Origin of the sequence: Streptomyces sp. NPDC055962 (assembly GCF_042270185.1) — a bacterium.
Classification (GTDB): Bacteria; Actinomycetota; Actinomycetes; order Streptomycetales; family Streptomycetaceae; genus Streptomyces.
Window position 1 is genome coordinate 679,281 of the sequence record NZ_JBHJYN010000003.1, and the last position, 24,265, is coordinate 703,545.

The following is a 24,265-nucleotide window of genomic DNA, read 5'->3' on the forward strand; positions in this document are numbered from 1 at the left end:
CCCCGGGCAGGCGGTAGCGTGCGGCGGATGAGGACGGGGAGCGAAGAGACCCGGCTGATCGTCGTACGGGGGAACTCGGCGTCGGGCAAGTCGTCGGTGGCGGCCGGGATCCGGGACCGCTTCGGCCGCGGACTGGCCGTGGTCGGGCAGGACAACCTCCGGCGGACCGTGCTGCGTGAGCGGGACCGGCCCGGCGCCGCGAACATCGGTCTGATCGACACGGTGGCACGCTACGCGCTCGAAGCGGGTTACCACGTCGTCGTCGAGGGCATCCTGTACGCCGACCGCTACGGCGAGATGCTCACGGACCTGGTCGCCGACCACCGCGGCGTCTCCCGCTGCTACTACCTGGACGTCCCCATCGACGAGACGTTCGTCCGCCACGCCGGCAAGGCCGATCCCGTGTACCTGGCGCAGGTGACCGAGCACCAACTGCGTGACTGGTACCGGGAGCGCGATCTCCTGCCGGGCGGCATCGAGACCGTGATCGGCCACCGGAGCCCCCTCGGCCGGACGGTCGAGCGCGTCATGCGCGAGAGCGGTCTCGCGGAGCTGCCCGCCCAGGAGGACTGAGACCAACGGGATCCCGCCCAGGAGGACTGGAACCACCGGGAGCTCGCCCACCCAGGAGGCCGAGCCCTCCAGGAGCCCGCCCACGAGGACCGAGACCCCGGGAGAGGGACGGCGCTGCTGCCGGCGAACGGTTCCCGCTCCGGCGTACGCCCGCCGATGGGCTACGACGGCCTGTCTTCTGGGCACTTCTCTGTGGTCGGCCGACGCTTCCGCTGAGCGTCCGCCCCGGCGCGGGCCGAGGGCCACCGGCCGACCGGAGACGGGGGAGGCGCGCGTGAGGGAGCCGAGCAGGGACGGCCACGCCCGGGGAGGCCGTACGTGAGGCGATTCTTCCGACGCGCCCGCCCGGTCGAGCCGAAGGTCTCAGCCGCCGAAGAGGAGCTGTTCGGCGGCCCGTTGCGCTACGACGGCGTGTTCGCCGAGCACGAACGCGCCCTGCTCGAACGGACGATGGGCTCGGCGCTCCGGGCCATGCCCCGGCTGATCGGCTCGACGCTGCGCCGGGCGTGGGCCGCCGACCGCCCGGCCCTGCTGACGGTCGGCATCAGCGAGGTCGGCCAGGGCGTCGCGGCCGCGGTGGCCCTCCTGGCGGTCAACTCCGTGATGCACGCGCTGCTCGGTGGCGGAGACCCCGTCGAGCGGCTGCGGTCCGCCCTGCCCGCGCTGGTCGTCGTGGCCGCCGTCGCGGTCGTCGACGCCGGCCTCGCAGGGCTCTCCACGTCACGGGCCGGCCGCCTGGAACCGCTCGTCGAGCGGATCGCGACGACCGAGTACCTGGAGGCGGCGACCGTGGTCGAACTGGAGGCGATCGAGGACCCGGAGTTCCGCCGGCTGATCGACGTCGCGCAGTTCGGTGCGGCCTCCGCCCGGCGCATGATCAGCGCGTGCGTGGCCGCGCTGAACGGCACGATCTCCCTGGTCGCGACCGCGGGCATCCTGACCGTCCTCCACCCGGCCCTGCTCCCGATGCTGTTGCTGATCGCGGCCCCGCGCGGCTGGGGGGCGATGCGCGTCGCCCAGGAGCGGTACACGTCCGTGATGGCATGGGTCGAGCACCTGCGTGCCAGCCGGCTGATCGCGAGCCTGCTCACCGAGCGCGGCGCGGCCCAGGAGGTGCGCATCCACTCCGTCGGCGCGTTCCTGCTGGAGAAGTACCGCGGCATGGCGGAGAGCGCGGAGGCCGAGCAGAAGCGGCTCGCGAACGGCAAGGCGATGACCGAGATGGCGGCCGCGGCGCTGTCCGGCCTCGCACTGGCCTCCACCTACGGCGTGATGGTCTGGCTGATCCTGGCAGGCCACATGGACCTGGCCGTGGCCGGCACCGCGGTGATCGCCGTACGGTCAGGCTCGGCGAGCCTGGGGGCCCTGGTCATGAATGTCAACCAGCTCCACGAGGAGGGCCTGTACGTGCAGGACCACGACCGGTTCCTGGTCGAGGCCGCCCGTCGCGCCATCCCCGGCGGAGGGGGACGTCTGCCCGAACGGGTGGGCCGGGTGGTCCTCGACGGAGTCACCTACCGCTATCCGGACCGCGACACCCCGGCACTGGACGGGGTGTCGATCTCCCTCCCCATGGGCTCGGTGACCGCCGTCGTCGGCGAGAACGGCTCGGGCAAGAGCACGCTGATGAAGGTCCTCGCCGGGCTGCTGCTGCCTCATCGCGGCACGGTGCACTGGGGCACGCAGGAGCTGTCGGACCTCGACCGGTCACAGGTGTTCGACCGCGTGGCCCTGCTGACACAGGACTTCCAGCGCTGGCCGATGACCGCAGCCCTCAACATCGGCATCGGCCGCCCCGGCCGGCACGCCGGGCCGGACGACCTCCGGCCCTCCATCGACTACGCCGGGGCGGGCCCGGTCATCGCCGGGCTCCCCCATGGACCGCGGACCCTGCTGGCCCGCATGTTCCGCGGGGCGTCCGAACTCTCGGGCGGTGAATGGCAGAAGATCGGCCTGGCCCGCACCCACTTTCGCACCGGGACGTGTCCGGCGGACAGCGTGCTGATCGTCGACGAACCCACCTCGGCGCTCGACCCCGAGGCCGAGATCGCCGCCTTCGACGCCATCCGGCGCCTCGCCGGCCCGCACCGGGCGGTCGTGCTGGTCACGCACCGCATGTCCGGCGTCCGCCACGCCGACACCATCCACGTCCTCGTCCGGGGCCGGCTCGTCGAGCAGGGGACGCACGACGAACTCATGGCGGCCCAGGGACGCTACGCGGCCATGTTCACCACGCAGGCCGCCCAGTACGCGGCGGAGCCGCGCGGCTCCGTGCCGCACCCCGGCCCGCCCCCGGTCCGCGGCCACGCCTGAGTCCGGCCGCCCGGCCGTGCGGCAGGCCGCCGGGAACGCGTCCGGGGGGTGGCATGTGCCACCCCCCGGATCACCGTCGGCGCTCCCTCAGGTCTGAGGACGGCTGCCGTGGTTCGCGCCGTTCTTGCGGCGGGCCTTCTTCTTGCGACGTCGCTTCGAGGACATCGAACCTCCTCATTCGGTAGCTCTTGCACACTATCCACCGGATTGTCGGACCCGGCGATCACTGAGCCCCTTACCCACCGGTGCGGCACCAAACACCCTGCGCTCACACGAACGAGTGGTGTACGTCACGGTCCGCGACAGCCGGTCCACTCCCCCGCGCCGCGACGTCCGCGCACGCCGCGGAACGGTGCCCGGCCTCCATGGACAGCCGCCGACCTGCCGTGATGTGATCCGTGCGGCGGAACGGCCCTGGCCCGGCGCTGCTCACCGGGCGATCCCCAGGTGCATCGCGGGCGACGGCCGGAACCCCCTCGTCGGCCCTGCGCCGCTCGCACGCCCGTGGGACCCGCATCGCCACGGCGAGCGCCCGGGTCCCGTCCCCCCAGGCTCGAAAGTTCCGTACACATGCAGAAGACCAAGGCCGCACTCTGGGAATTCCTCCAGGGGCTCGGCAAGACGTTCATGCTCCCGGTGGCCCTGCTCGCGTTCTGCGGCATCATGCTGGGCATCGGCTCCTCCCTGTCCAGCGAGGCGGTCACCGACAACCTCCCCTTCCTGCAGGCCGAAGGCTTCCACCTCGTCTTCACGTGGATGGCCAACACGGGGCTGGTCGCCTTCACCTTCCTGCCCGTCCTCTTCGCGATGGCCATTCCGCTCGGGCTCGCCCGTGAGGACAAGGGTGTCGCCGCGTTCTCCGGCTTCGTCGGATTCGCCGCCATGAATCTGGCTGTGAACTTCTTCCTCACCGCCAAGGGCGTCGACTTCGAGGACGCGAAGGCCGTCGAGCACTACGGCACAGCCGACGTGCTCGGGGTGCAGTCCATCGATACGGGACTCCTCGGAGCCGTGGCCGTTGGCATCGTTGTCAGCCTCCTCCACCAGCGCTTTCGTACCCAGCGGATGCCTGACGCACTGGCCTTCTTCGGCGGTCTGCGCTTCGTCCCGATCATCTCCGCCCTGGCCCTCAGCGTCCTCGGCCTGCTGATTCCGCTGGTGTGGCCGACCTTCAACGGCTGGATCACCGCCGTGGGCCGGGGCATCGGTCACACCGGCGTCTTCGGACCGTTCTTCTTCGGCATGGGAGAGGTGCTGCTGCGGCCGATCGGCCTGCACCACATCCTCGTCGCCATGTTCCGGTTCACCGACGTCGGCGGTTCGGGAGCCGTGTGCGGGGACCAGGTCTCCGGTGCACTGAACATGTTCTACGCGCACCTGGACTGCGCGGGCGCGCCGAGCGGCGCCGTCACCGACGCCACGCACTTCCTCTCCCAGGGCAAGATGGCGTCCTACCTGGGCGGCCTCCCCGGCGCGGCGCTCGCGATGTACCACTGCGCGAACAGGCGCATGCGCCCGGAGATCAAGGCCCTGCTGGTGTCGGGCGTGGTGGCCTGCGTGGTCGGCGGCATCACGGAACCGCTGGAGTTCCTGTTCCTGTTCGTCGCACCGTGGCTGTACGCCGTCCACGCGGTCCTGGTGGGGCTCGGCTTCCTCACGGCCGCCCTGCTCGGCGTCTTCATCGGGAACACCGACGGCAACGTCATCGACTGGCTGGTGTTCGGTGTCCTCCAGGGCTCGACGACCAAGTGGTACCTGGTGCCGGTGATCGCGGCCGTGTGGTTCGCCGTGTACTACTTCCTGTTCCGCTGGGCGATCACCCGCTTCGATCTCCGGACCCCCGGCCGCGAGGACGAGCCGGAGGAGCCGGAGGAGGACGGCGCGCCCGTCGCCGCGGACGGGGACGCGGAGCCCGTGCGCGAGCTGGTCGCGGGGAAGTACGACGCCGTGGCGATCCTCGACGCGATCGGTGGCGCCGGCAACATCCGGTCCCTGGACAACTGCATCACCCGTCTGCGGATGACGGTGGAGGACGCCTCGGAGGTGGACGAGGCGCGGCTGAAGAAGCTGGGCGCCGTGGGCGTGATCAAGCTCGACGGCCACACCGTGCAGGTCGTCATCGGGCCGCAGGTCCAGTCCGTGAAGGACGCCATCGCCACCATGATCCCGGTGGGCTGATCATGACGACCGTCTCCCCCGGTGCGGCCGGGACCGCCCCGGATCCCTACGGCTTCGGTGTCCCGGTGGACCGCCACGGCACCTGGTGCACGCAGTGGGACTACGTCGAGGACCGCTTCGGCGTCCCCGGACTGCTGCCGTTCACGATCTCCGACATGGACTTCGAGACGGCCCCGGAGATCATGGCCGCGCTCCGCGGCCGCCTGGATCACGGCGTGCTGGGCTACTCGCGGTGGCGCCAGGACGACTTCCTCTCCGCGATCGTCCACTGGTACGCGACGAGGCACGCGACGGCCGTCGATCCGGCGTCGATCGTCTACGCGCCCTCCGTCGTCTACCAGCTGTCGCAGCTGCTCCGGCTCTGGTCGCGCCCGGGTGACGGAGTGGTCGCCCACAGCCCCATGTACGACGCGTTCCCCAAGACCGTGGCGGCCCACGGGAGGCAGCTGCGGGAGTGCCCGCTCGACGACTGGGAGGAGCTGGAGCGGCTCCTGGCGCTGCCCGACACGGCCGTGCTGCTGCTCTGCTCCCCGCACAACCCGACGGGCAGGGTCTGGCCGGAGGACGAGCTGGAGCGGATGGCGCGGCTGTGCGAGCGGCACGGCGTCGCCGTGATCAGCGACGAGATCCACTCGGACCTCGCTCATGCCCCGCATGTCCACCACCCCTGGGCGACAGTCGGCGGCGAAGGCCGCTGGGCCGTGGTCACCTCGGCGTCCAAGTCCTTCAACATCCCTGCCCTGACCGGCAGTTACGGGATCATGGGCGATCCCGTATCCCGTGACGCGTACCTGCGGCAGCTCAAGGAGGCGGACGGCCTCTCCTCACCCGCCGTGCTGTCGCTGGTCGGGCACATCGCCGCGTACCGGGAAGGGGGGCCCTGGCTGGACGCGCTGCGCGCGTATCTCGCGGGGAACCTCACGACGGTCGCCGAGCGGCTCCGCGAGGAGTTCCCGCGGCTCGGCTGGGAGCCTCCGCAGGCCGGGTATCTCGCCTGGATCGACCTCCGGCCCCTGGGCGTCGACGACGACGCGCTCCAGCGCGAGCTCGTCGAGGTGGAGAAGGTGGCCATCATGCCGGGCGCCGCCTACGGCGCACCGGGGTGGGTACGGCTGAACGTAGGGTGCCCCCGGTCCAAGGCGGAGGCGGGCGTCGAGGCCCTGGTCCGCGCGCTGCACCGCCTCACGCATACCGGGCGGGCGCCCGGCATGTCGCCCTGATCCCGCCGGCCGGCGCTGCGGCCCCTGCGCCGGCTGTTCCCATGCCCGGAACCGCCGACGCAGGGGCCGTTTCCGTCCGCCCCGGCACTCCCGGGAGCGCCGGGCGCGCGCAAGGCGGGCATTTTGCCCGCACATGGTTCCGCCTCCACTCTTGACATCTATATAATTGCTATATGCATCAATCGCCGTCCCCGGCCGGTCCCACCGACGAGCAGCGCATCGAGAGCGCCGCTCGGGGCCTCCTCCGAGGCATCGGACGGCTGTCGCAGACACTCTTCCGCACCGGCGACTTCGGGCTCGGCCGCAGCCAGGTGGCCGTACTCGACGCCCTGGAGGACGGCCCGCGCCGGGTCACCGCCCTCGCCGCGCACACCGGTATGGCCCAGCCCCGCGTGACCGTGGTCCTGCAGGGCCTCGAGGAGCGGGGGCTGGCCACGCGTGAACGCCGCGCGGCGGACCGGCGCGTCGTGGAGGCGTCCCTGACGCCGGCCGGACGCGAACTGCTCGACCGGGGGCGCCGGCGGATGGCCGCGGCGCTCCTGCGCGGCCTCGACGCGGGCGTCGACGACTCCGAGCGCGCCGTGGGCACCGCCAGGGACGCCCTCACCACCCTGTTGAACGCGATGGATTCGGAGCACTTTTGATCAGCCCAGGTACCAGGCCGTCGGACACCGCACCGGAACACACACCGCCCGCACCCGTGCCGGCTGCCGTGCACGCCGTGGCACCGCACCGGGTGGGCGGCCCCCGGCGCCGGTGGGACTGGGTGCTCGCCGCGGACCCCGGCCTCGGGCAGCTCCAGGCGGGGTGGCGCACGCTCGTCGCGATGGTGACCTCTCTGGCGGTCGGCTACGGGATGGCGGGTGTGCTGGACGTCCCGGCCATGATCGGCATGATGGTCGGCGGGATGATGGGGCTGATGAGCGCCTTCGCCGTCGCCGAGAACACCTGGCAGGGGCTCACCCGCGCCATCCTGTGGATGCCCTTCCCCTACGCGGCCGTCCTGTGGCTGGCGGGCGAGCTGCATGACGACCGCGGGCTGGAGATCAGCCTGATGGTGGTCGCGCTGGCGCTCACCTTCTTCCTCGCCCGGTTCGGTCAACTCCCGCTGCTCACGGGCATGATGCTTTTCAACGGCATGATGGTCGGCATGATGGCGGGCATTCCGTCCGCCATGGCCGGCAAGGCGTTCGCCGTCGCCCTGGTGTCCGCCGTCGCGGTGCTCCTGACCCGGCTGCTGCTGTGCTACCCGATGCCGCGCGAGGACCTGCTGCGCACCCAGCGCGCCTTCGTCGTGGAAGCCCGGCGGGTGGCGGACGCCGCGGTCGACGCGCTGGACCCCGATGCCGATCAGGAGCGGGCCGTCCGCCGTATGGCACGCGCCCTGCACCATCTCAACGTCACCACCGTCACGATCGACGGCCGGCTCGCCCAGCCGGAGGTCGCTGCAGACCCCGGCACGGCCGAGCTGCTCCACCGTCACCTCTTCGACGCGGAGCTGGCCCTGCGCGGCATCGGACGGGCCGTGCAGGACCTGACGCACCACGACGTGCCGCCGCAGCTGCGTGAGGCACTGGCCGTCGGTCTCGTCATCGCACGGGACACCCCCCTCAGCAGCGCCCAGGGGCTGCGTCCGGCAGCCGAGCGCATACGCCGCCAGGCCGACCGCGTGCGCGACGAGTGCGGTGGGCAGGGGCGGCCGGAGACCGTCGAGGCCGCGTACCGTGTGGCCCACCTCCTCGACTCCCTGGCCGGTTCGCTCACGCGCTGGCTCGCTCTGGGCTGGAGCACCCCGGACTCCCCGGCGCAGGTCCCCTTCCAGCCGACCGTCGCCCTGGAGCGCAACCTTCCCGCCGGATCCGGGGCCGCGACCCAGCGGGTGCTCGCCGCGCGGACGGAGCGGAGCTGGCGGCGTGCGATCCCCTTCGTCCGCGCGCCCCTGCACGCCGGGGTCGCCGCGGCCGTCGTGTGCCCCCTCACCGACGCGATCGACCCGCACCGCTTCTACTGGGGGCTGGTCGGCGTGATGATCACCCTTTTCGGTACGAACACGACGCATGAGCGGCTGCGCAAGTTCGGGCACCGCATGGCCGGCACGGTGGCGGGCGCGGTGATCGGCCTCGCGCTGCTGCACCTGGTGGGCCACGGACACGTCTACGCCATGCTCACGGTCATCGTCCTCGGCCTCACCCTCGGCGCCTGGGGGATGCAGCGCGCGTACGCCCTGTGGGTCGTCGGACTGGTCGTCGCGCTGGTGCAGCTGTACGGGCTGACGACGCCCTACGCCGGCATGGACCACCTGCTCGGCGAACGTCTGCTGGACAACGGCCTCGGCATACTCGTCGCGACCGCCTGCGCCGCGCTGATCTTCCCGCTCTCCAGCCGGAGGATCACACGGGAGGCCGAGCGCGGCTACGTGTCCGCCGTCGACGACCTCGTGTCGCAGCTCGCCCTGCGCTGGGAGGACCCCGAGGCCCCCGTCCGGCTGCGCGGAGCCGCCCGCGCGGTCGACTCCGCCCTCTTCCAGGTCGTGAGCCTGGCACGTCCCCTGGTCCGCATGCCGCTCGGTGTCCGGGGACGTGACGCGGACAACCGCACCGCGCTGCTCACCACGGCCACGGGTCACGCCCGTGCGCTGGCCGCGGCGGCGGACATCGACATCGATCTGCCGCCCCGGACGGCCGAACGCTTCGCTCACGTCACCTCGACGCTGAGCCGTTCGCTGCGCGCTCTGGACCGCTCGCTGACCACGGGCGAGCCCGGGGAGGGCTGGCAGCGGGTGGGCCCCCTGGTACGGGAGATGAGGGCGGACCTGGACACGGCGCCGCCCGGGCCGCGGGCGTCCCGCATGCGCACGGCGCTGCGGGAGCTGGCCGCACTCGACGAGACGCTCGCCGGATACGCGGAACGGTGCGGGCTCACCGTGCACGACGACGCGTGCGACGCCACGGCGGGTTCCCCGCGGGAACGCCGCACCCAGGCACTGATCGCGCAGTGGGCCGTGCGACCGGAGACCGCGGGCGCGGGAAAGCCCTCTCGTACGCCGGTCGCTCCCCCGCCCCGGACGGCACGGATCACGGCGACGGATGCGGCGGACGCCTCGCCCACGTCGTGCGGCGGAGTCACCGCCGCCGGCGCCGTCCGGTGCGGCGAGCACCCCGCGGGGTGCTCCGGATGGGTCACGGTGATCGACGCCCGGGGCAAGCGGGTCGCGGCGGGGTCCGTCCGGTCGGGCAGGTACCGCGTCGAGGGGCTCCGCCCGGGAAGCCACACGCTCGTCGTGTCTGCGGCGGGCCACGCCCCGCACGCGGAGTACCTGCACGTGCCGCGGACGGGGACGGGCGCGCCGGTCGCGCACGACGTGCGGCTCCGGCCGGGCGGGTGCGCACCCGCCCGGTCAGTGCCCGGCGGCCGTCTTCACCAGCGCGACCGCGACACCGATCACCGCGTCGGCCAGTCCGGCCAGCACCGCGAGGACGACGCCGCCGCCCATGCGCAGCCCTCCCGCACAGCCCCAGACGAAGAGTGACGCCACGCCCACACCGGCCGCCACCGTCAGCGCGGTCGACAGGTCCATGACGTCCAGGGCGGCGAGGGCGATCATCACGGAGGGGCCCACCGCACAGGACAGCAGCGGGCTGCTGACGTAGAGCATGCGGCGCAGGTCGCGTCCGGTGGCGAGGTGGCGGTGGACGGTGCGGTGCGCCTGCTGGTCCGCGACGAACGCCGCTAGCCACAGCCCCAGGGCTGTCGTCAGGACCGTGGCCAGGGCGCCCGCGGCACCGACGTCACCCAGCGACAGGCCGACCACGACGGCGATCATCGTGATCGTCGCGTAGATGCGCTCCTTGAGCCGGTCCGCCAGGGCGCCGGCCACGGGCGCGGGCGACAGGCCGGAGCGCGGGTCGCTCGCAGCCCGGCCTGATCCCCGGACGCCCTCCGTCCGGTCTCGGTCGCCGTCCGTCCGGTCCCGATCGTGCGCCATCCGGTTCCTTCGCCCGTCACGGGAGGGCCGGCATCGCGCCTCCCTGGTCCGGCACCGTGGCGATCCCCCGGGGAAGGCCACGGTCACGGTCTTCAGCATGCCCTGTCAGCCGTCCGGAACCGGGAACCGGGAGCGGTACCGCATCGCGGCGGCCGGGCCCCGTGGGGGCCGGACGCCGCAGGTCCGCCGGCCCGGGGCCCGCCCGACGCCCCGTCAGGGCGCGATACCGACTCCGTCGATCCGGCTCCACGCCTTCTCCTGCGCAACGGTCATCGCCGGCCACACGAGGCCGCCCGGCCTGGGCCGGACCAGGGAGGCGTACGGCGCGGGGCGGAAGCCGTCGTCGTAGAAGCACCCTCCGCCGTAGCTCCGGTCGAACACGCCGCAGGAGGCCGCGACCGAGCGTGCGCTCGGTGTGCGGCCCGAGCGCACCCAGGTGTCGAGGGCCGCCAGGGAGGTGGCGTACTCGGAGTCGCTCAGTGCGCTGTGTTCGGTCTCCGTCGTGAACGTCTGGACGAGGTTCCGCTCACGGCCGGCGCCCCGCAGCGTGGCCCGGTAGGCAGCCTCGTGCTCGACGAAGGCCGTCGGGTCGCCGATGGCGTGCAGGGTGAGGACGGGGAAGGGCACCTTGCCCGTCAGGTCGCTGTCGTAGGAGAGGTCGCGGTGTGCGGTGGGGTCGGCGGTGAAGCGCTCGACACCGGCGTTGAGCGCCGTGTCGTCGTGCGAACCGGTGTACCGGACGCCACGGTTGCCGAAGGGGTTCCGCCCGCCGAGCCTGTTCGTCACGATGTCCCGGAACGTGAACGTCGCGAACCGCAGGTGTGACTCGAGCGTGCGCTCCGGAATGCGGGTGACGGCAAGGATGTCGTCCAGGTTGCGCTGCTGCGACGCGGTGCGTTCGGCGGGCCCGGAGGCGAACCCGGTGCACTCCTGCAGACGGGCGCGCAGCCCCTCGCTCGTCATCGTCGAGCCCGCCCTCAGCCCCTGCCACAGCGGGTACTGCGGCTCGGACGGCCGGGGATGGTTGTGGCAGTAGTACTGGTAGACCACCCGCAGGTCCACGCGGTAGTCGTATCCACGCGAGCCCCCGCCGAGGACTCCGCTGGTCAGCAGTGCCCCGTCGTACGCACCCGGCCGGGAGCCGTACGTCTCCGCGACCTTCGCCGCGACGTCTCCGCCCCAGGACTGGCCGTGCACGTAGGTGCGTCCGGGCTTCCCGAACTCCGAGACGAACAGCCGGCGCGCGTTCTCGGTGTCGGCGGCGGCCATCCGCGTCCCGTAACCACCGCGGCGGTAGGAGGAGCCGACCCAGGCGTACCCCTCGTCGACCATCACCGCCCAGCGGGCGAGGTCGTCGGCGCTGCGGGAGGGATCGGAGGCGTCGCCGAGGTCGGGGCCGCCGTGCGCGTGGACGACGAGGGAGCCGTTCCACCGGGTGGGTACCGCGATCGTGTAGTACGCCCCGTCGGCGTCCTGCCCGGAGTAGCACGTCGCCGTGTCCGCCAGGCGGGCCGGACAGTCGACGGGGGCGGGGTGCCCGGTCCGTGCGACGGCGGTCGCGTTGCCGAGCGTTCCGAGGAGTACCGCCGCGAGCCCGGCCGCCAGCACGGACGGCAGATGTCGGCGGAACCGGGACGTCCGGGGGGCGTCCGAGGGGGCGTCAGGCGAGTTCACAGCACGGCTCCAGTGGGTACGGGACGCGAAGTTGCGCCGCAGGCCGGGATGCTAGGGAGCCCCGCCTCGCGTGGGCCAGCCCTGTGGCCGTTGCGTTCATACTGTTCGCCCCGTGCCGAACCGGGACCGCGCTCCGCCCCGCCGTACCGGGACCGCGCTCCGCCCCGTGCCGTACGGGGACCGCGCTCCGCCCCGTGCCGTACGGGGACCGTGCTCCGCCTTGCGCCGTGCCCGGCCCGCGGTCCGGCCCGGTGCCGGACCGGACCGCGGTGCCCGCGTGGATCAGAGCGACGTCATGACGTGCTTGATGCGGGTGTAGTCCTCGAAGCCGTACGCGGAGAGGTCCTTGCCGTAGCCGGACTTCTTGAACCCGCCGTGCGGCATCTCCGCGACGAGAGCCATGTGGGTGTTGATCCACACGCACCCGAAGTCGAGGTTCTTCGACATCCGCATGGCCCGCGCGTGGTCCTTCGTCCACACCGAGGAGGCCAGGGCGTAGTCGACGCCGTTGGCGAACTCCACGGCCTGGGCCTCGTCCGTGAAGGACTGGACCGTCATGACCGGGCCGAAGACCTCGTTCTGGACGATCTCGTCGTCCTGGCGGAGGCCGGAGACGACGGTCGGGGCGTAGAAGTAGCCCTCGTCGCCCACGCGGTGACCGCCCGCGCGGATCTCGGCGTGCGCGGGGAGGCGCTCGATGAAGCCGCTGACCTGGGCGAGCTGGCCGGCGTTGTTGAGCGGGCCGTAGAGCACGTCCTCGTCGTCCGGCTGCCCGGTCTTCGTGGCGGCCGCCGCCTCGGCGAGCGCGGCGACGAACTCGTCGTGGACGGACTCGTGGACGAGGACGCGGGTGGCCGCCGTGCAGTCCTGGCCGGCGTTGAAGAAGCCGCCGACCACCAGGTCCTCGACCGCCTTCGCCAGGTCGGCGTCCTCGAAGACCACCGCCGGGGCCTTGCCGCCGAGTTCCAGGTGGACCCGCTTGACGTCCTTGGAGGCGCTCTGCGCGACCTGGATGCCCGCGCGCACGGAACCGGTGATGGAGGCCATCGCCGGGGTCGGGTGCTCCACCATCAGACGTCCGGTGTCGCGGTCGCCGCAGACCACGTTGAAGATTCCGCGCGGGAGGTCCAGCTCGGCGAGGACACCGCCGATGATCTCGGCGATCAGCACCGTGGACGCCGGGGTGGTGTCCGACGGCTTGAGGACGACCGCGTTGCCGGCCGCCAGCGCCGGCGCGAACTTCCAGACCGCCATCAGCAGCGGGTAGTTCCAGGGCGCGACCTGCGCGCACACGCCGACGGGCTCACGGCGGATGATCGAGGTCAGCCCCTCCATGTACTCGCCGGCCGAGCGGCCTTCGAGCATCCGCGCCGCGCCCGCGAAGAAGCGCACCTGGTCGATGGCGGGTTCGAGTTCCTCGCTGCGGGTGAGGTGGAGCGGCTTGCCGGTGTCGCGGCTCTCGGCGGCGACCAGCTCGTCCGCCCGTGCGTCCATCGCGTCGGCGATCTTCAGCAGCGCGCGCTGACGCACGGACGGTGTCGTGTCGCGCCAGAGCGGGAAGGCGGCGGCAGCGGTCGCCATCGCCGCGTCGACGTCCGCCTCGCCCGAGAGCGGGGAGGTCGCGTAGACGGCGCCGGTGGTGGGGTCCACCACGTCGAGTGTGCGGCCGTCCGAGGCGTCGGCGAAGGCACCGTCGATGTAGTTGCGGAACGTGGTGGTCATGGAACGTCTCCCGGTCAGGCGGTGGTACGGGCGGAAAGGTGTTCGTGGACGGCGGTCCAGCGGCCGTCGGCGGCGCGGGCGAAGACGATGGTCTCCCGCTCCCGGACCGTCTCCTCCCCCGCGTGCGTGGCGACCCGCGTCTCCACGTCGTGGCTGAAGACGGCCGTGTCCCCGAAGGGCTGGACCAGAGGGGCGGACGAGGTGCAGCCGACGATGCGGAAGCCGTCCTGGTCCACCCACTCCTGCCAGAGGGCGCGGTACTGCGCCGTGGAGCCGAGCCGCTCGGCCGTGGTGTGGAAGACGAAGGTGGCGTCCGGTGCGAAGGCGCCGAAGTAGTCGTCGAGGCGGCCTTCGGCGAAGGCCACGACGAGTGCGTCCGCGGCGGCCCGGACCTCCTGGACGGTGGTGGTGCTCATGATCTGCTCCTGGTGGCGGGCGTCGTCCGCCCGGATGCGGATGAGTGGGGCGGCGGGGCTCAGTGCGCCGCGGCGGGCTCGGCCACGCTCTCGCCGGCGGGGCCGGTGATCGGCGGCACGGGGGTGTCGGACGCCCGGACGAAGCGGGGCCCGTCCGGGCCGTACACGGCGCGCGGCTCGGGGAACACGGTGAGGAGCGTGAGGTGGAGGACGGCCGCGAGGGCGAGCCCCACCGGCAGGGAGATGTCGGCGCCGTCGGCGAGGCCGCCCAGCGGACCCACGAACTGGCCCGGCAGGTTGGTGAAGAGGAGCGCCACGACGGCCGAGACGAGCCAGGTGGACATGCCCCGCCAGTTCCAGCCGTGCGTGAACCAGTAGCGCCCGCCGCGCCGGCGGCGGTTGAAGACCTGGAGTGCCTCCGCGTCGTACCACCCGCGCCGGGTGACGTAGCCCAGCACCATCACGACCATCCACGGCGCGGTGCAGGTGATGATCAGTGTCGCGAAGGTGGAGATGGACTGCGCGAGGTTGAGCGCGAAGCGGCCGACGAAGATGAACGCGATGGACAGGACGCCGATGAAGAAGGTGGCCTGGACGCGGCTGAAGCGCGTGAAGACGCTGGAGAAGTCGAGTCCCGTGCCGTACAGGGCCGTCGTGCCGGTGGAGAGGCCGCCGATCAGGGCGATGAGGCAGAGCGGCAGGAAGTACCAGCCGGGCGAGATCGCCAGCAGTCCGCCCACGTAGTTGGGGGCGGCCGGATCGACGTACTTCGCGGCCTTCGACGCGATGATCGACGCCGTGGCCAGGCCGAAGAGGAACGGCAGCAGGGTGGCGATCTGGGCGAGGAACGCCGCCCCCATCACCCGGCGGCGCGGGGCCCCGGCCGGGATGTAGCGGGACCAGTCACCGAGGAAGGCGCCGAAGGAGACCGGGTTGGAGAGGACGATCAGCGCGGCACCGATGAAGGACGGCCAGAACAGCGGATCGGCGGTCGAGGCGAAGGCTCCCGCGTATCCGGGGTCGAAGTCGCCCGCGAAGGCGAAGGCCCCGAGCACGAAGAGCGCGGAGGCGGCCAGCACCGCGATCTTGTTGACCAGCAGCATGAAGCGGAATCCGTAGACGCAGACGACCAGCACGAGAGCGGCGAAGACCGCGTAGGCGATGCCGTAGCTGAGGTCGGACTCGGGGACGTCGACGAGCCGGTGCGCCCCGCCGACGAGCGCGTCGCCCGAGGACCAGACCGAGATCGAGAAGAAGGCGATGGCGGTGAGCAGCGAGAGGAACGAGCCGACGACCCGGCCGTGCACACCGAGGTGCGCGGAGGAGGAGACGGCGTTGTTGGTGCCGTTGGCCGGGCCGAAGAGGGCCATCGGGGCGAGCAGCAGCGCGCCCGCGACGAGCCCGAGGAGGGTCGCGGCGAGTCCCTGCCAGAAGGAGAGGCCGAAGAGGATCGGGAACGCGCCCAGCACACAGGTCGCGAAGGTGTTGGCGCCGCCGAAGGCGAGGCGGAACAGATCGATCGGGCGGGCCGTGCGGTCCGCGTCCGGGATCCGCTCGACACCATAGGTCTCGATTTCGGTGATCGAGGTCGTCACGGACGCTCCACCTTCCGTTCATGCGTAGGGGCGTCCCAGCAGTCTGTGGTCCTGGATGATCAGCGACAACTGTGTCCGGCACAGAGATGTACGCTCTTTTCTGTGGCCAGCAACAAACTCACTGTCGAGGATCTGCTCTCCTTCCCGGCACTCCAGCTCTCGGTGAAGGCCGGCAGCAGCGGCCTGGGCCGCTCCGTGTCATGGGCGCACGCCAGTGAGCTCGCCGATCCGACGCCCTGGCTGCTGGGCGCCGAGGTGATCATGACGGCCGGTCTGGCGGTCCCCCGCACGGCGGCCGGCCAGCGCGCCTATCTGGAGCGGCTCGACGACGCGGGCGTGTCGGGCCTCGCGCTCTCGGCGCAGCTGCACATGCCGCCGCTGCACGACGCGTTCTTCGAGGCGGCCGAGGAGCGGGGCTTCCCCGTCCTCGAGGTGCCGCTCGCCGTGCCCTTCATCGCGGTCGCGCAGGAGGTCGCCGCCTCGGTGCAGGAGGACGCCCGGCACCGGCTGGGGGCGCAGCTCCAGGTCTTCGGCTCCCTGCGCTGGCTGGTCGCCGAGGACCTCGACACCCCGGCGCTGCTGCGGAGGCTCGAAGCGCTGTCGGGCTACGACGTCCACCTCTGCACACCGCAGGGCCGCCCCCTCCTGCCCGGCGTCCCCACCCCGGATCCCGGTGTGCTGCCCGCCTCGGTCGACGCCCCGCCCACGGTGCCCGGCGGCTTCGTCCTGCCGGTGCCGGCCCCCGGCGGCCCGGCGGGCTTCCTCGTCGCGTACGAGCGCCAGGGCGCGCAGCCCGCCGGGCTCGCCGTCGTCCAGCACATCGCCACCGTGGCGGCTCTGCGGCTGGCCATGGTGCGCAACGAGCGTGAGGTGCTGCGCCGTGAGGGCGCGGAGACGCTGGCCGAGCTGCTGCAGGAGGTGCTCGATCCGGAGGCGGCCCGGCGCCGGCTCGCCCGGCACGCGATCGAGGGTGAGGCGGTGCTCCTCGTGGTCCGCAACGCCGGCGACGAGGCGCTGCTGCGCTGTCTGGAGGACCACCCCCATCTGCTGCTCACGTGGGGCGAGGACCGTTACGTCCTGGGCGGGCCGGAGCTGGCGGAGGCCGTCGGCGGGCTGCCGTGCGTGGCGGCCGGGATGAGCCGGCCGTTCCTGCCGGGCGTCGCGCTGAAGGTCGCCGAGCGCGAGGCGCTCTGGGCGGTCTCGAAGGCCGTGGAGTCCGGCCGCCCGGTCGTCCGGTACGGCGACGACGCGACGGGCCGCTGGCTGCCCGACGACCCCGCTGTCCTGAGCGCTCTGGTCGAGCACGTGCTCGGCGAGGTCCTGCGGTACGACGAGACCCATGACTCGCACCTGCTGGTCTCCGCCCGTACCTGGATGGAGCGTGACCGCCGTACCGAGACGGCAGCGGCCGCGCTCCACATCCACCCGAACACCCTCGCCTACCGGCTGCGCCGCTTCGGCACCCTCGCCCGGCGCGATCTGACGTCCACGGGCGCCCTGGCCGAGGTCTGGCTGGCGATCCAGGCGGCGGGCGCTCTGGGCCTCACCGACTGACCCCGGCTGACACCGCTGTCGCCGACCCCCTCGGCTGCCGCCCGCCGGCCGACCGGGCGGGCTCCGGACGCCTTCCCTGTTCCCGACCGTGTCCTCGGGGCCTCGGGAGTGCTCGGTTACAGTGGCGCCCTGATGAACGCGCAGCACACGCCCCACCGCACCAACTCCGCCCCACCGCTGCTGCGTCTGCACCTTTTCGGCGGGTTCCGGGTCACCCGTGACGGCGGCCCGGCGCTCGCCGAACGCTGGTCGAGGCCCGGCGCGCAGGCCCTGGTCAAGCTGCTCGCCGTGTCGCCCGGCCACCGCCTGCACCGCGAGCAGGCCATGGACGTCTGCTGGCCGGACGCCGATCCGCAGGCGGCGCTCGGCAGCCTGAGGGTCGCGCTGCACGCCGCCCGCCGCGCTCTGGAGCCCGAACTGGTGCCCCGCGCGGCCTCGTCGTACCTGGTCTCGGACGGTTCGATGCTGCTGCTCGCCCCCGCCGCCGTATGGATAGACGCGGACGACGCGGAGGAGGCGGGGCGCGCGGCGCTGGCCTCCGCGGGTGTGCCGGAACTGGTCCGGGCCCTCGGCCGGTTCACCGGTGAGCTGCTGCCCGAGGACCGTTACGCGCCCTGGGCCGAGGCGCGGCGCGAACGGCTCACGGCGCTCCAGGAGGAGCTCCTGCTCGGACTCGCATCGGCGCATCTGGACGCCGGGGCGGTGCAGGAGGCCGCGGCCGTCGCCGAACAGGTCCTGGGGGCCAGCCCCGCGGAGGAACTGGCCCACCGCATCCTCATGGACGCGTTCCTGCAACAGGGTCTGCGTCGGCGTGCGGTGCGGCAGTACCACGTGTGCCGCAGCCTGCTCGACCGGGAGTTCGGTGTGCGGCCGGGTCCCGAGACGGAGCGTCTGCACCGTGAGGCGCTCGAACAGGGGCCCGCGCCCGTCCCGTCCGCGCCCTCGCTCCCCGCGCTGCTCCGCGCTCCCGCCGCGACACCCCTGCGGGGACGGGACGACGCCCTCGCCCGCCTGCTCGCCCCGGAGGGCCCGCCGGTCCGGCTCCTCACCGGTGAGGTGGGCGTGGGGAAGACCCGGCTTGCGGGCGAGGCGGCCCGGCGGGCGTCCTCCACCGGAACGGCCGTGCTGTGGGGGGCGGGACACGACGAGGAGGGGCACACGCCCTACGGGGTGTTCGCCGAAGCCCTCGACGCGTGGCTCGCCGAGCGGGACGCCTCCCAGCGGGCCCGGGTGGGCGCGGAGTATCCGGAACTGGCCTCGTTCCTGCCGTCCCTGGGCCAGGTGCGGGAGGCCGGTGGACGCAGCCCGGAGGAGGAACGGGACCGGCTCTTCCGGGTGACGTCCACGCTGCTGGCCGAACTCGCGGCCGCCCGCCCCGTCCTGATCGTCCTCGACGACCTGCACGCCGCCGACACCGGCTCGTTCCAGCTCCTCAGCCACCTGGCCCGGCGCTCGGCCGCCACCGGCGCACCGCTGCGGTTCCTCGTCACCTGCCGGGAGGAGGAGTTGCCCGACGGCGACGCGCGCCGGACCGGCCTCACGGCGATGCTGCGCCAGGGGCTCGCCGTGCGCGAGAAGGTGGGACCGCTCGACCGGGACGCGTGTCTGGCCGTCGTACGGGACGCCACGGGGACGGCGCCGGGCCCGGAAGCGCGGGGCGAGGGCCCCGGGCCGGCACCCGTTCCCGACCGGCGGATGCGCCGTGTCTGGGAACTCTCCCTCGGCAATCCGCTGTACGCGGTGGAGCTGGCCCGCGGGCTGGGTGACGGCCTTCCCGCGGCTCTCGCGTCGGACGGGGTGCGCCGACTGGTGGGTGAGAGGCTCGGACGGCTCGACCAGGACACCCGGCGCATCGTCGAGGCCCTGTCCGTCGCCGGGGGCGAGGCCGCCCTCTCGGAGCTGCTCGACGTCGCCGCGCAGGGGCTCCACCCCGCCGTCCACGGGCCGGCCGCCGCCGACGCGCTGGAACGGGCCGTCGCCGCCTCGCTCATCGAGGAGCGTCAGGTCGTGGTCTCGGGGCGGCCCGAGGAGGGTCTGGCGTTCCGTCACCCCCTGGTCCGCCTGACGTGTTACGACAGGCTCTCCGCGATGCGGCGCCGCGACCTGCACGGCGCCTTCGCCCGCGCGGTGCTCCGCCGCCGTCCGGACGCGGTCGACGCCCTCGCCTCCCACTTCACCCGCGCGGACGACTCGCGGGCCGCCGAGTACCTGCGCCGGGCGGCGGAACGGGCGGCTTCCCTCTACGCGAACGACAGCGCCGACCGCTACTACCGGGACCTGGTGGAGCGTCTGGACGTGGACGCGGCCCGGGCCCGGCTCGCCCACAGCCAGGTGCTGCGCAGGATGGGCCACTTCACGAAGGCGGCCGACTCGCTGCGGCTCGCCCTCGACGAGTTCGTACGGCGCGGTCACCACGACGACTCCGTGCTCGCGGCCGCCCGCCTCGCCGAGACCCTGGTGAAGACCGGGGCGCGTGACGCCGGCCTCCAGGTGCTCCGCGACCACCCGGTGGCCGAGGACACCGCGCCCGGGGCCGTCGCCGACCACTTCCTCGCGCTGTCCGTGATCTGTGGGGTCCAGGGACGGTACGCCGAGGGGTTCGAGGCCGCCCGGCAGGCTCTCCTCGCCGCACAGCGGGTGCCCGGGGCGCCGGGGCAGGGCCTCGTGGCCCGCTCCTACGCCCAGCAGGCCAGCACCCTCGGGCTCGCGGGCCGCTTCGACGAGGCGCGGGAGGCGGGCGAGCGCGCGCTCGCACCCGCCGAGGCGTACGGAGACCCGACGCTGCACGGCCTCGTGCTGTCGACCGCACGGGAGAACGCCCGGCGCGGCGGGCGTCTGCGTGCGGCGGTCGCCACGGGCCGGAGGGCGCTGGAACTCGCCGAGCGGTCGGGCGATCCGACGGCCGCGGCCTTCGAGCGGGCGAACCTGGCGGAACTGCGGCTGCTGCTGGAGGAGGTCGGCGAGGCGCGGGTCCTCGCGGAGGCCGCCGTCGCGGGCGCCGAGCAGGAGGAGGCCTGGTGCCTGCCGTACACCCTGGCGACGCTGGCGCGCGTACGGCTGCGTACCGGCGCGGACGCGGAGGCCGCGGTCCTGCTCGACCGTGCCGCGGCGTCCGCCGCCGGACTCGGCGACCGGCAGGCCACGTACGAGGTGCGGACCGCGCGCGCGGAACTCGCCCTGGCGGCGCGCCGGCCGGGGGCGGCGCTCCGGGCCCTGGACGGTTCGGTGGCGGAGGCGCCGGTGCTGGCAGCGTGGGCCGAGCTCCTCGCCGGCCGCGCGGAACCCGCCCGGCGGCTCGCTCTCGCGGAGGCGGCCCGGGCGGAACGTTCCGGGGAGCGCCTCGCCGAGGTGGAGGCACGGGTGGCTCTCGCCGTCGCCCTCTCCCGGCTGTCCTCCGCCGAGGAAGCACGGGACGCCCTCCGGCAGGCGGAGTCGCTGGCGGGCGCGCTCCCCTACCCGGCCGGCCTGCGTCGCGTACGGACGGCGCGCGGGCTCATGGACGCCTGAGGCGGACCGGGGGCGGGGGACGTCACCACGCCTCGGCTTCGCCGGCCGCCTCCGAGGCGGGCCGGTCCTGCCCGCCGGAGGCCTTCGCCCGCAGCCGCGCGGCGAACCACGGCAGGAGCAGCACGGACAGCATCGCCGCGCCGACCAGTGACGCGGCCTCGTTCGATCCGAGGAGTTTCTGGTCCACCCCGATGGTCGTGATCGCGACGACCAGCGGAAGGCAGGTCGAGGCGAAGAGGGCCAGTCCCGCACGGTCGGCGGACGCGAGGTCCTTCGGTGCGAACAGGTACACCGGACCGCCGCGCACCAGCAGGAACAGCAGGAGGAAGAGGGGAACGACCAGCAGGGCGGGCAGGTCGTGCACCAGCGCATCCAGGTCGAACTCGATCCCGGTGACCACGTAGAAGAGCGGTACGAGGAAGCCGAAGCCCATCGCCTCGACCTTGCCCAGGACCGTGTCGCTGCTCCCGGGCGCGGCCCGGTGCAGGACGAGCCGGGTGAGGATCCCCGCCGCGAACGCGCCGAGCAGCACGTCCAGGCCGAACACCTCGGCGAGCCCCAGCATGCAGGCCAGCAGCAGCATCACGAACCGGACGGCGAACTGGCCGCTGCTGTGCAGGGTCCGCTCCGTCAGCCGTGTGAACCAGGGCCTGCGCGGGCGCAGGGCCCAGAAGACGGCGGCGGCCGCGATCACTCCGAACGCGGCGAGGAGAGCGGCGGACTCGGCCGGGCGGCGGCCGCTGAGCAACAGCGCGACGGCGACGACGGGACCGAACTCGCCGACCGCGCCGAACGCCGTCATGACCGTACCGAAACGCCCCTTCAGCTCACCGCTGTCCCGCAGCATCGGCAACACCGTGCCGAGGGCCGTGCTGGTCAGCGCCGTACCGATGACGAAGGCCTTGAACACCTCTCCGCCGCTGATGAGAAGTGCCAGCCCGATGCCGGCGACGAGCGAGACGAGCCAGGCGCGGAGGGAGCGGCGCAGGGTGTCCCCGCGGATCGCCGAGAACTCGATCTCGTAGCCGGCGAGGAAGATCAGCATCGAGAGCCCGAGGTCGGCGAGCGTGTCGATGACCTCGTCCGTGTGGGCCCAGCCGAGCACGTCGGGGCCGATCAGGATGCCGAGGGCGATCTCGAAGATGACCAGCGGGACGCGGAACCGGCGCCGCGTCGCGTGGACGAGCAGCGGAGCCAGTACGGCCGCCGCCATGATCAGGACGAGGGTGCCCGGGTGGGTCATGCGACGCCGCCGCGGTGCCGGGTCACGGGGTGACGACGGGGTCGCCGGGGTGCGGACCGCCGTGCTGCGGGGGGCCGTGCTCCTCGGTGTCCCGTGCCGCGCTCCTGACGCCGGCCGCGGTCACGTGCTCCGCCGGCTCCGTGTGCCGGCCTTCCGTGGTCCGGGACATCGGGATCTCCCTCGCAGACGGCATGGGGTGGCCGAGGACGCGACGACGCGCGGCCCCTGCCACTCTCTCCGCTGCCCCGGGGTCGTACTACCGGGTGTGGGCCGTCGGGGTGAGTCCGTACCCGCACCGCCCGGGTGGGGGCCGGGAGCCGGTCAGGAACGCCTGCCGGGAAGCCACCGGGGACTCCCGCCTCGGCACCCCGTGTCTCAGGACTGCCGGCCGAGGACGTCGCCACCGGGGTCATCGGCGAGGACGACGTCCGCGGTGATCCGCTTGCCGACGGGTTCCCGGTGCACGGCGAAGCTGCGCGACACGGCCATCACGATCTCCAGGCCGTGCTGCCCGATGCGTGTCGGGTCGGGGGCCAGGACGGAGGGCAGGGTCGTGCCGCTGTCCCACACGCTCACCTGGACGGCGCCGTTCTCGATCGTGAGCGTCAGCAGGCACGGCCCCGGCGCGTACTTCTGCGCGTTGGTGACCAGCTCACTCACCACGAGCTGCACCGTCCCCAGCACCCTGCTGGAGACCGGCAGCCCGTGCACGGCCTGCACGTCACCCAGGAAGGACCGGGCGAGCCCCCGGGCCTCCGCGATGCCCTCGCCCCGGTCGAAGGCGGCGGACGCCTCGATGGTCCCGCCGGCCGACGACTGCTGCTCACGGCCTTGTGCCACCTGGTCCATGGAACCGCCTGATCTGAAGTGATCCTCATCCTGCCCCGCACCGTCTACCCCGAAGGACCGGGTTCAGACCACGGAGTTTCCCGGCGGGACTCCGCGACCGCGGAACGGGGCCCTGATCCGCTCGGCACCAGGGGTCGGACGAGGCACAGTGGTCCCATGGACGGGCGAGGACTGGACCGCAGCGGAACGATCGCACGTGAAGGTGCCCTGGGCCGGGTCACGGAAGGGTTCGTTCCTGTCGTCGACGCCGCCCGCACCCGCATCGCCGAGACGTTCGGCCGTGCGCGGCTGCACAGCGCCTATCTCTACGGGAGCATCCCCCGGGGAACCGCCACCCCCGGAGTCTCCGATCTCGACCTCCTCCTGGCCCTGCACGACGACCCCACCGACGCCGACCGCGCCGACGCCGACGCGATCGAGGCCGCGATCGACCGTGCGTTCCCCCAGATCGACGGCGCGGGCATCCTGCTGTCCAGCAGGACCGCCCTGCTCAGCGACGTCGAACGCCACGACGGCGGTTTCTTCGTCGCCTGCCTCTGCACCCCGCTGCTCGGACCCGACCTGGCGGAACTGCTCCCCCGCTACCGCCCGACGTCCCTCCTCGCCCGCGAGACCAACGGCGATCTGGCCCGTGTCCTTCCACGCTGGCGCACCAGGGCGGCCGCGGCGACGACGGACACCGACCGGCGCACACTCGGCCGCCTGGTCGGCCGCCGCACCGTCCGCACGGGGTTCACGCTGGTCATGCCGCGATGGGGCGGCTGGACGAGCGATCTGGACAGGTCCGCCGAACTCTTCGGCCGCTACTACCCGGACCGTGTCGAGCAGATGCTCCTCGCGGCGTCCGCCGGCCGCGCCCCCTCACCCGATCCGGCGGCGCTCGCCCTGCTCATCGACGACCTGGGACCCTGGCTCGCTGCCGAGTACACAGCGGTGCACGGCGAGAAGGCCCCGCGGCCCTGACGGCCGGGCCCCGCTCGCCGGGCCGAGGGACCCCTCGGACACCTGTCTCAAGTAGCCGTGTCAGAAGGAGACTTGAGGGTACCCGTGGAATTGGCCGGTCGATATCGGGGATCAGGCCTCTCGATGTTCACGAAGGAGTGGCAGATGACTGCGCAGTACGACAACCAGCAGACCGGGCAGCACCCTCACGGCGCACCGCAGCGCTCGGCGTCAGGCAATGTGCTGAGCATCGTCGCGATGGTGCTGGGCGTGATCTCGCTCATCTTCCTGCCCATCGTCTTCGGTGTGGTGGGCCTGGTGCTGGCGATCGTCGCCAAGACCGTCAGACACGAACGGCTCGCTGTCCCCGCCATCGTGGTGAGCGCCGTGGGCCTGGTCGGCGGCATGATCCTCGGCATCCTGGTGGCCGGCTCATGAGCTGAGCCCGCGACCATGCCGCTTCGGCCGGTTGCCGCGCCCCGCCTTCGTGGCGG

General features: G+C 73.1%; 18 protein-coding genes and 1 pseudogene. 10 read left to right on the top strand and 9 right to left on the bottom strand.

The genetic code is table 11. The annotated features are described in order from the left end of the window. Positions 1 to 27: 27 nt before the first annotated feature. Positions 28 to 573, top strand: coding sequence for an AAA family ATPase (locus tag ACFC51_RS13535; RefSeq protein ID WP_376370446.1), 546 nt, complete (start codon positions 28 to 30; stop codon positions 571 to 573). Positions 574 to 891: 318 nt separating this feature from the next. Then, positions 892 to 2,886, top strand: coding sequence for an ATP-binding cassette domain-containing protein (locus ACFC51_RS13540; RefSeq protein WP_376528619.1), 1,995 nt, complete (start codon positions 892 to 894; stop codon positions 2,884 to 2,886). Positions 2,887 to 2,973: 87 nt separating this feature from the next. Here the strand turns inward: ACFC51_RS13540 and ACFC51_RS13545 are convergent, their stop codons facing one another. Beyond that, the gene (locus tag ACFC51_RS13545; protein WP_371604899.1) at positions 2,974 to 3,051 is read right to left on the bottom strand and encodes a 50S ribosomal protein bL37; all 78 of its coding nucleotides are present in this window, start codon (positions 3,049 to 3,051) and stop codon (positions 2,974 to 2,976) included. A 405-nt stretch (positions 3,052 to 3,456) separates the two neighbouring features. Between ACFC51_RS13545 and malX the strand changes: the two genes are divergently transcribed. The 4 genes and pseudogenes from malX to ACFC51_RS13565 all read left to right on the top strand — a co-directional run. Next, the gene (malX, locus tag ACFC51_RS13550; protein ID WP_376528621.1) at positions 3,457 to 5,064 is read left to right on the top strand and encodes a maltose/glucose-specific PTS transporter subunit IIBC; all 1,608 of its coding nucleotides are present in this window, start codon (positions 3,457 to 3,459) and stop codon (positions 5,062 to 5,064) included. A gap of 2 nt (positions 5,065 to 5,066) precedes the next feature. Further along, positions 5,067 to 6,284, top strand: coding sequence for a MalY/PatB family protein (locus tag ACFC51_RS13555; protein ID WP_376528623.1), 1,218 nt, complete (start codon positions 5,067 to 5,069; stop codon positions 6,282 to 6,284). A gap of 173 nt (positions 6,285 to 6,457) precedes the next feature. Further along, positions 6,458 to 6,928, top strand: coding sequence for a MarR family winged helix-turn-helix transcriptional regulator (locus ACFC51_RS13560; protein WP_376370453.1), 471 nt, complete (start codon positions 6,458 to 6,460; stop codon positions 6,926 to 6,928). Between the two features lie 1,382 nt (positions 6,929 to 8,310). Beyond that, positions 8,311 to 8,574 (top strand): annotated as a pseudogene (locus tag ACFC51_RS13565) (FUSC family protein); the annotation flags it as partial. A gap of 1,107 nt (positions 8,575 to 9,681) precedes the next feature. Here the strand turns inward: ACFC51_RS13565 and ACFC51_RS13570 are convergent. From ACFC51_RS13570 to ACFC51_RS13590, 5 genes are all read right to left on the bottom strand, one after another. Further along, positions 9,682 to 10,269, bottom strand: a complete 588-nt coding sequence (locus ACFC51_RS13570) for a hypothetical protein (protein ID WP_376528625.1) — start codon at positions 10,267 to 10,269, stop codon at positions 9,682 to 9,684. Between the two features lie 213 nt (positions 10,270 to 10,482). After that, positions 10,483 to 11,943, bottom strand: a complete 1,461-nt coding sequence (locus tag ACFC51_RS13575; RefSeq protein WP_376528627.1) for an alpha/beta hydrolase family protein — start codon at positions 11,941 to 11,943, stop codon at positions 10,483 to 10,485. A gap of 282 nt (positions 11,944 to 12,225) precedes the next feature. Further along, complete coding sequence (locus ACFC51_RS13580) at positions 12,226 to 13,665, bottom strand: gamma-aminobutyraldehyde dehydrogenase (RefSeq protein ID WP_376528629.1); 1,440 nt, start codon at positions 13,663 to 13,665, stop codon at positions 12,226 to 12,228. Between the two features lie 14 nt (positions 13,666 to 13,679). Then, positions 13,680 to 14,081, bottom strand: a complete 402-nt coding sequence (locus tag ACFC51_RS13585) for a YybH family protein (protein WP_376528631.1) — start codon at positions 14,079 to 14,081, stop codon at positions 13,680 to 13,682. A 59-nt stretch (positions 14,082 to 14,140) separates the two neighbouring features. Beyond that, on the bottom strand, positions 14,141 to 15,676 hold the full coding sequence (locus ACFC51_RS13590; protein ID WP_376370461.1) for a purine-cytosine permease family protein: 1,536 nt from the start codon (positions 15,674 to 15,676) through the stop codon (positions 14,141 to 14,143). A gap of 102 nt (positions 15,677 to 15,778) precedes the next feature. Here ACFC51_RS13590 and ACFC51_RS13595 point away from each other — a divergent pair, with 102 nt between their 5' ends. Next, positions 15,779 to 17,230, top strand: coding sequence for a PucR family transcriptional regulator (locus ACFC51_RS13595; protein WP_376370462.1), 1,452 nt, complete (start codon positions 15,779 to 15,781; stop codon positions 17,228 to 17,230). Positions 17,231 to 17,362: 132 nt separating this feature from the next. Next, entirely contained in the window at positions 17,363 to 20,737 is a 3,375-nt protein-coding gene (locus tag ACFC51_RS13600; RefSeq protein WP_376528633.1) for an AAA family ATPase, read from the top strand. Positions 20,738 to 20,759: 22 nt separating this feature from the next. Here the strand turns inward: ACFC51_RS13600 and ACFC51_RS13605 are convergent, their stop codons facing one another. The 3 genes from ACFC51_RS13605 to ACFC51_RS13615 form a co-directional block, all read right to left on the bottom strand. Further along, entirely contained in the window at positions 20,760 to 21,980 is a 1,221-nt protein-coding gene (locus ACFC51_RS13605) for a cation:proton antiporter (RefSeq protein WP_376528635.1), read from the bottom strand. 22 nt (positions 21,981 to 22,002) lie between these two features. Then, entirely contained in the window at positions 22,003 to 22,149 is a 147-nt protein-coding gene (locus tag ACFC51_RS13610) for a hypothetical protein (protein ID WP_376370468.1), read from the bottom strand. A gap of 206 nt (positions 22,150 to 22,355) precedes the next feature. Further along, positions 22,356 to 22,829 (bottom strand): ATP-binding protein, encoded by a 474-nt coding sequence (locus ACFC51_RS13615; RefSeq protein WP_376370470.1) that lies wholly within the window; start codon positions 22,827 to 22,829, stop codon positions 22,356 to 22,358. A 156-nt stretch (positions 22,830 to 22,985) separates the two neighbouring features. On the opposite strand from ACFC51_RS13615, the gene ACFC51_RS13620 reads away from it, so the two are divergent. Together ACFC51_RS13620 and ACFC51_RS13625 are read left to right on the top strand one after the other, a co-directional pair. Continuing rightward, positions 22,986 to 23,792, top strand: a complete 807-nt coding sequence (locus ACFC51_RS13620) for a nucleotidyltransferase domain-containing protein (protein ID WP_376528637.1) — start codon at positions 22,986 to 22,988, stop codon at positions 23,790 to 23,792. Positions 23,793 to 23,936: 144 nt separating this feature from the next. Then, positions 23,937 to 24,209, top strand: coding sequence for a hypothetical protein (locus ACFC51_RS13625; RefSeq protein WP_376370474.1), 273 nt, complete (start codon positions 23,937 to 23,939; stop codon positions 24,207 to 24,209). Positions 24,210 to 24,265: the final 56 nt, after the last annotated feature.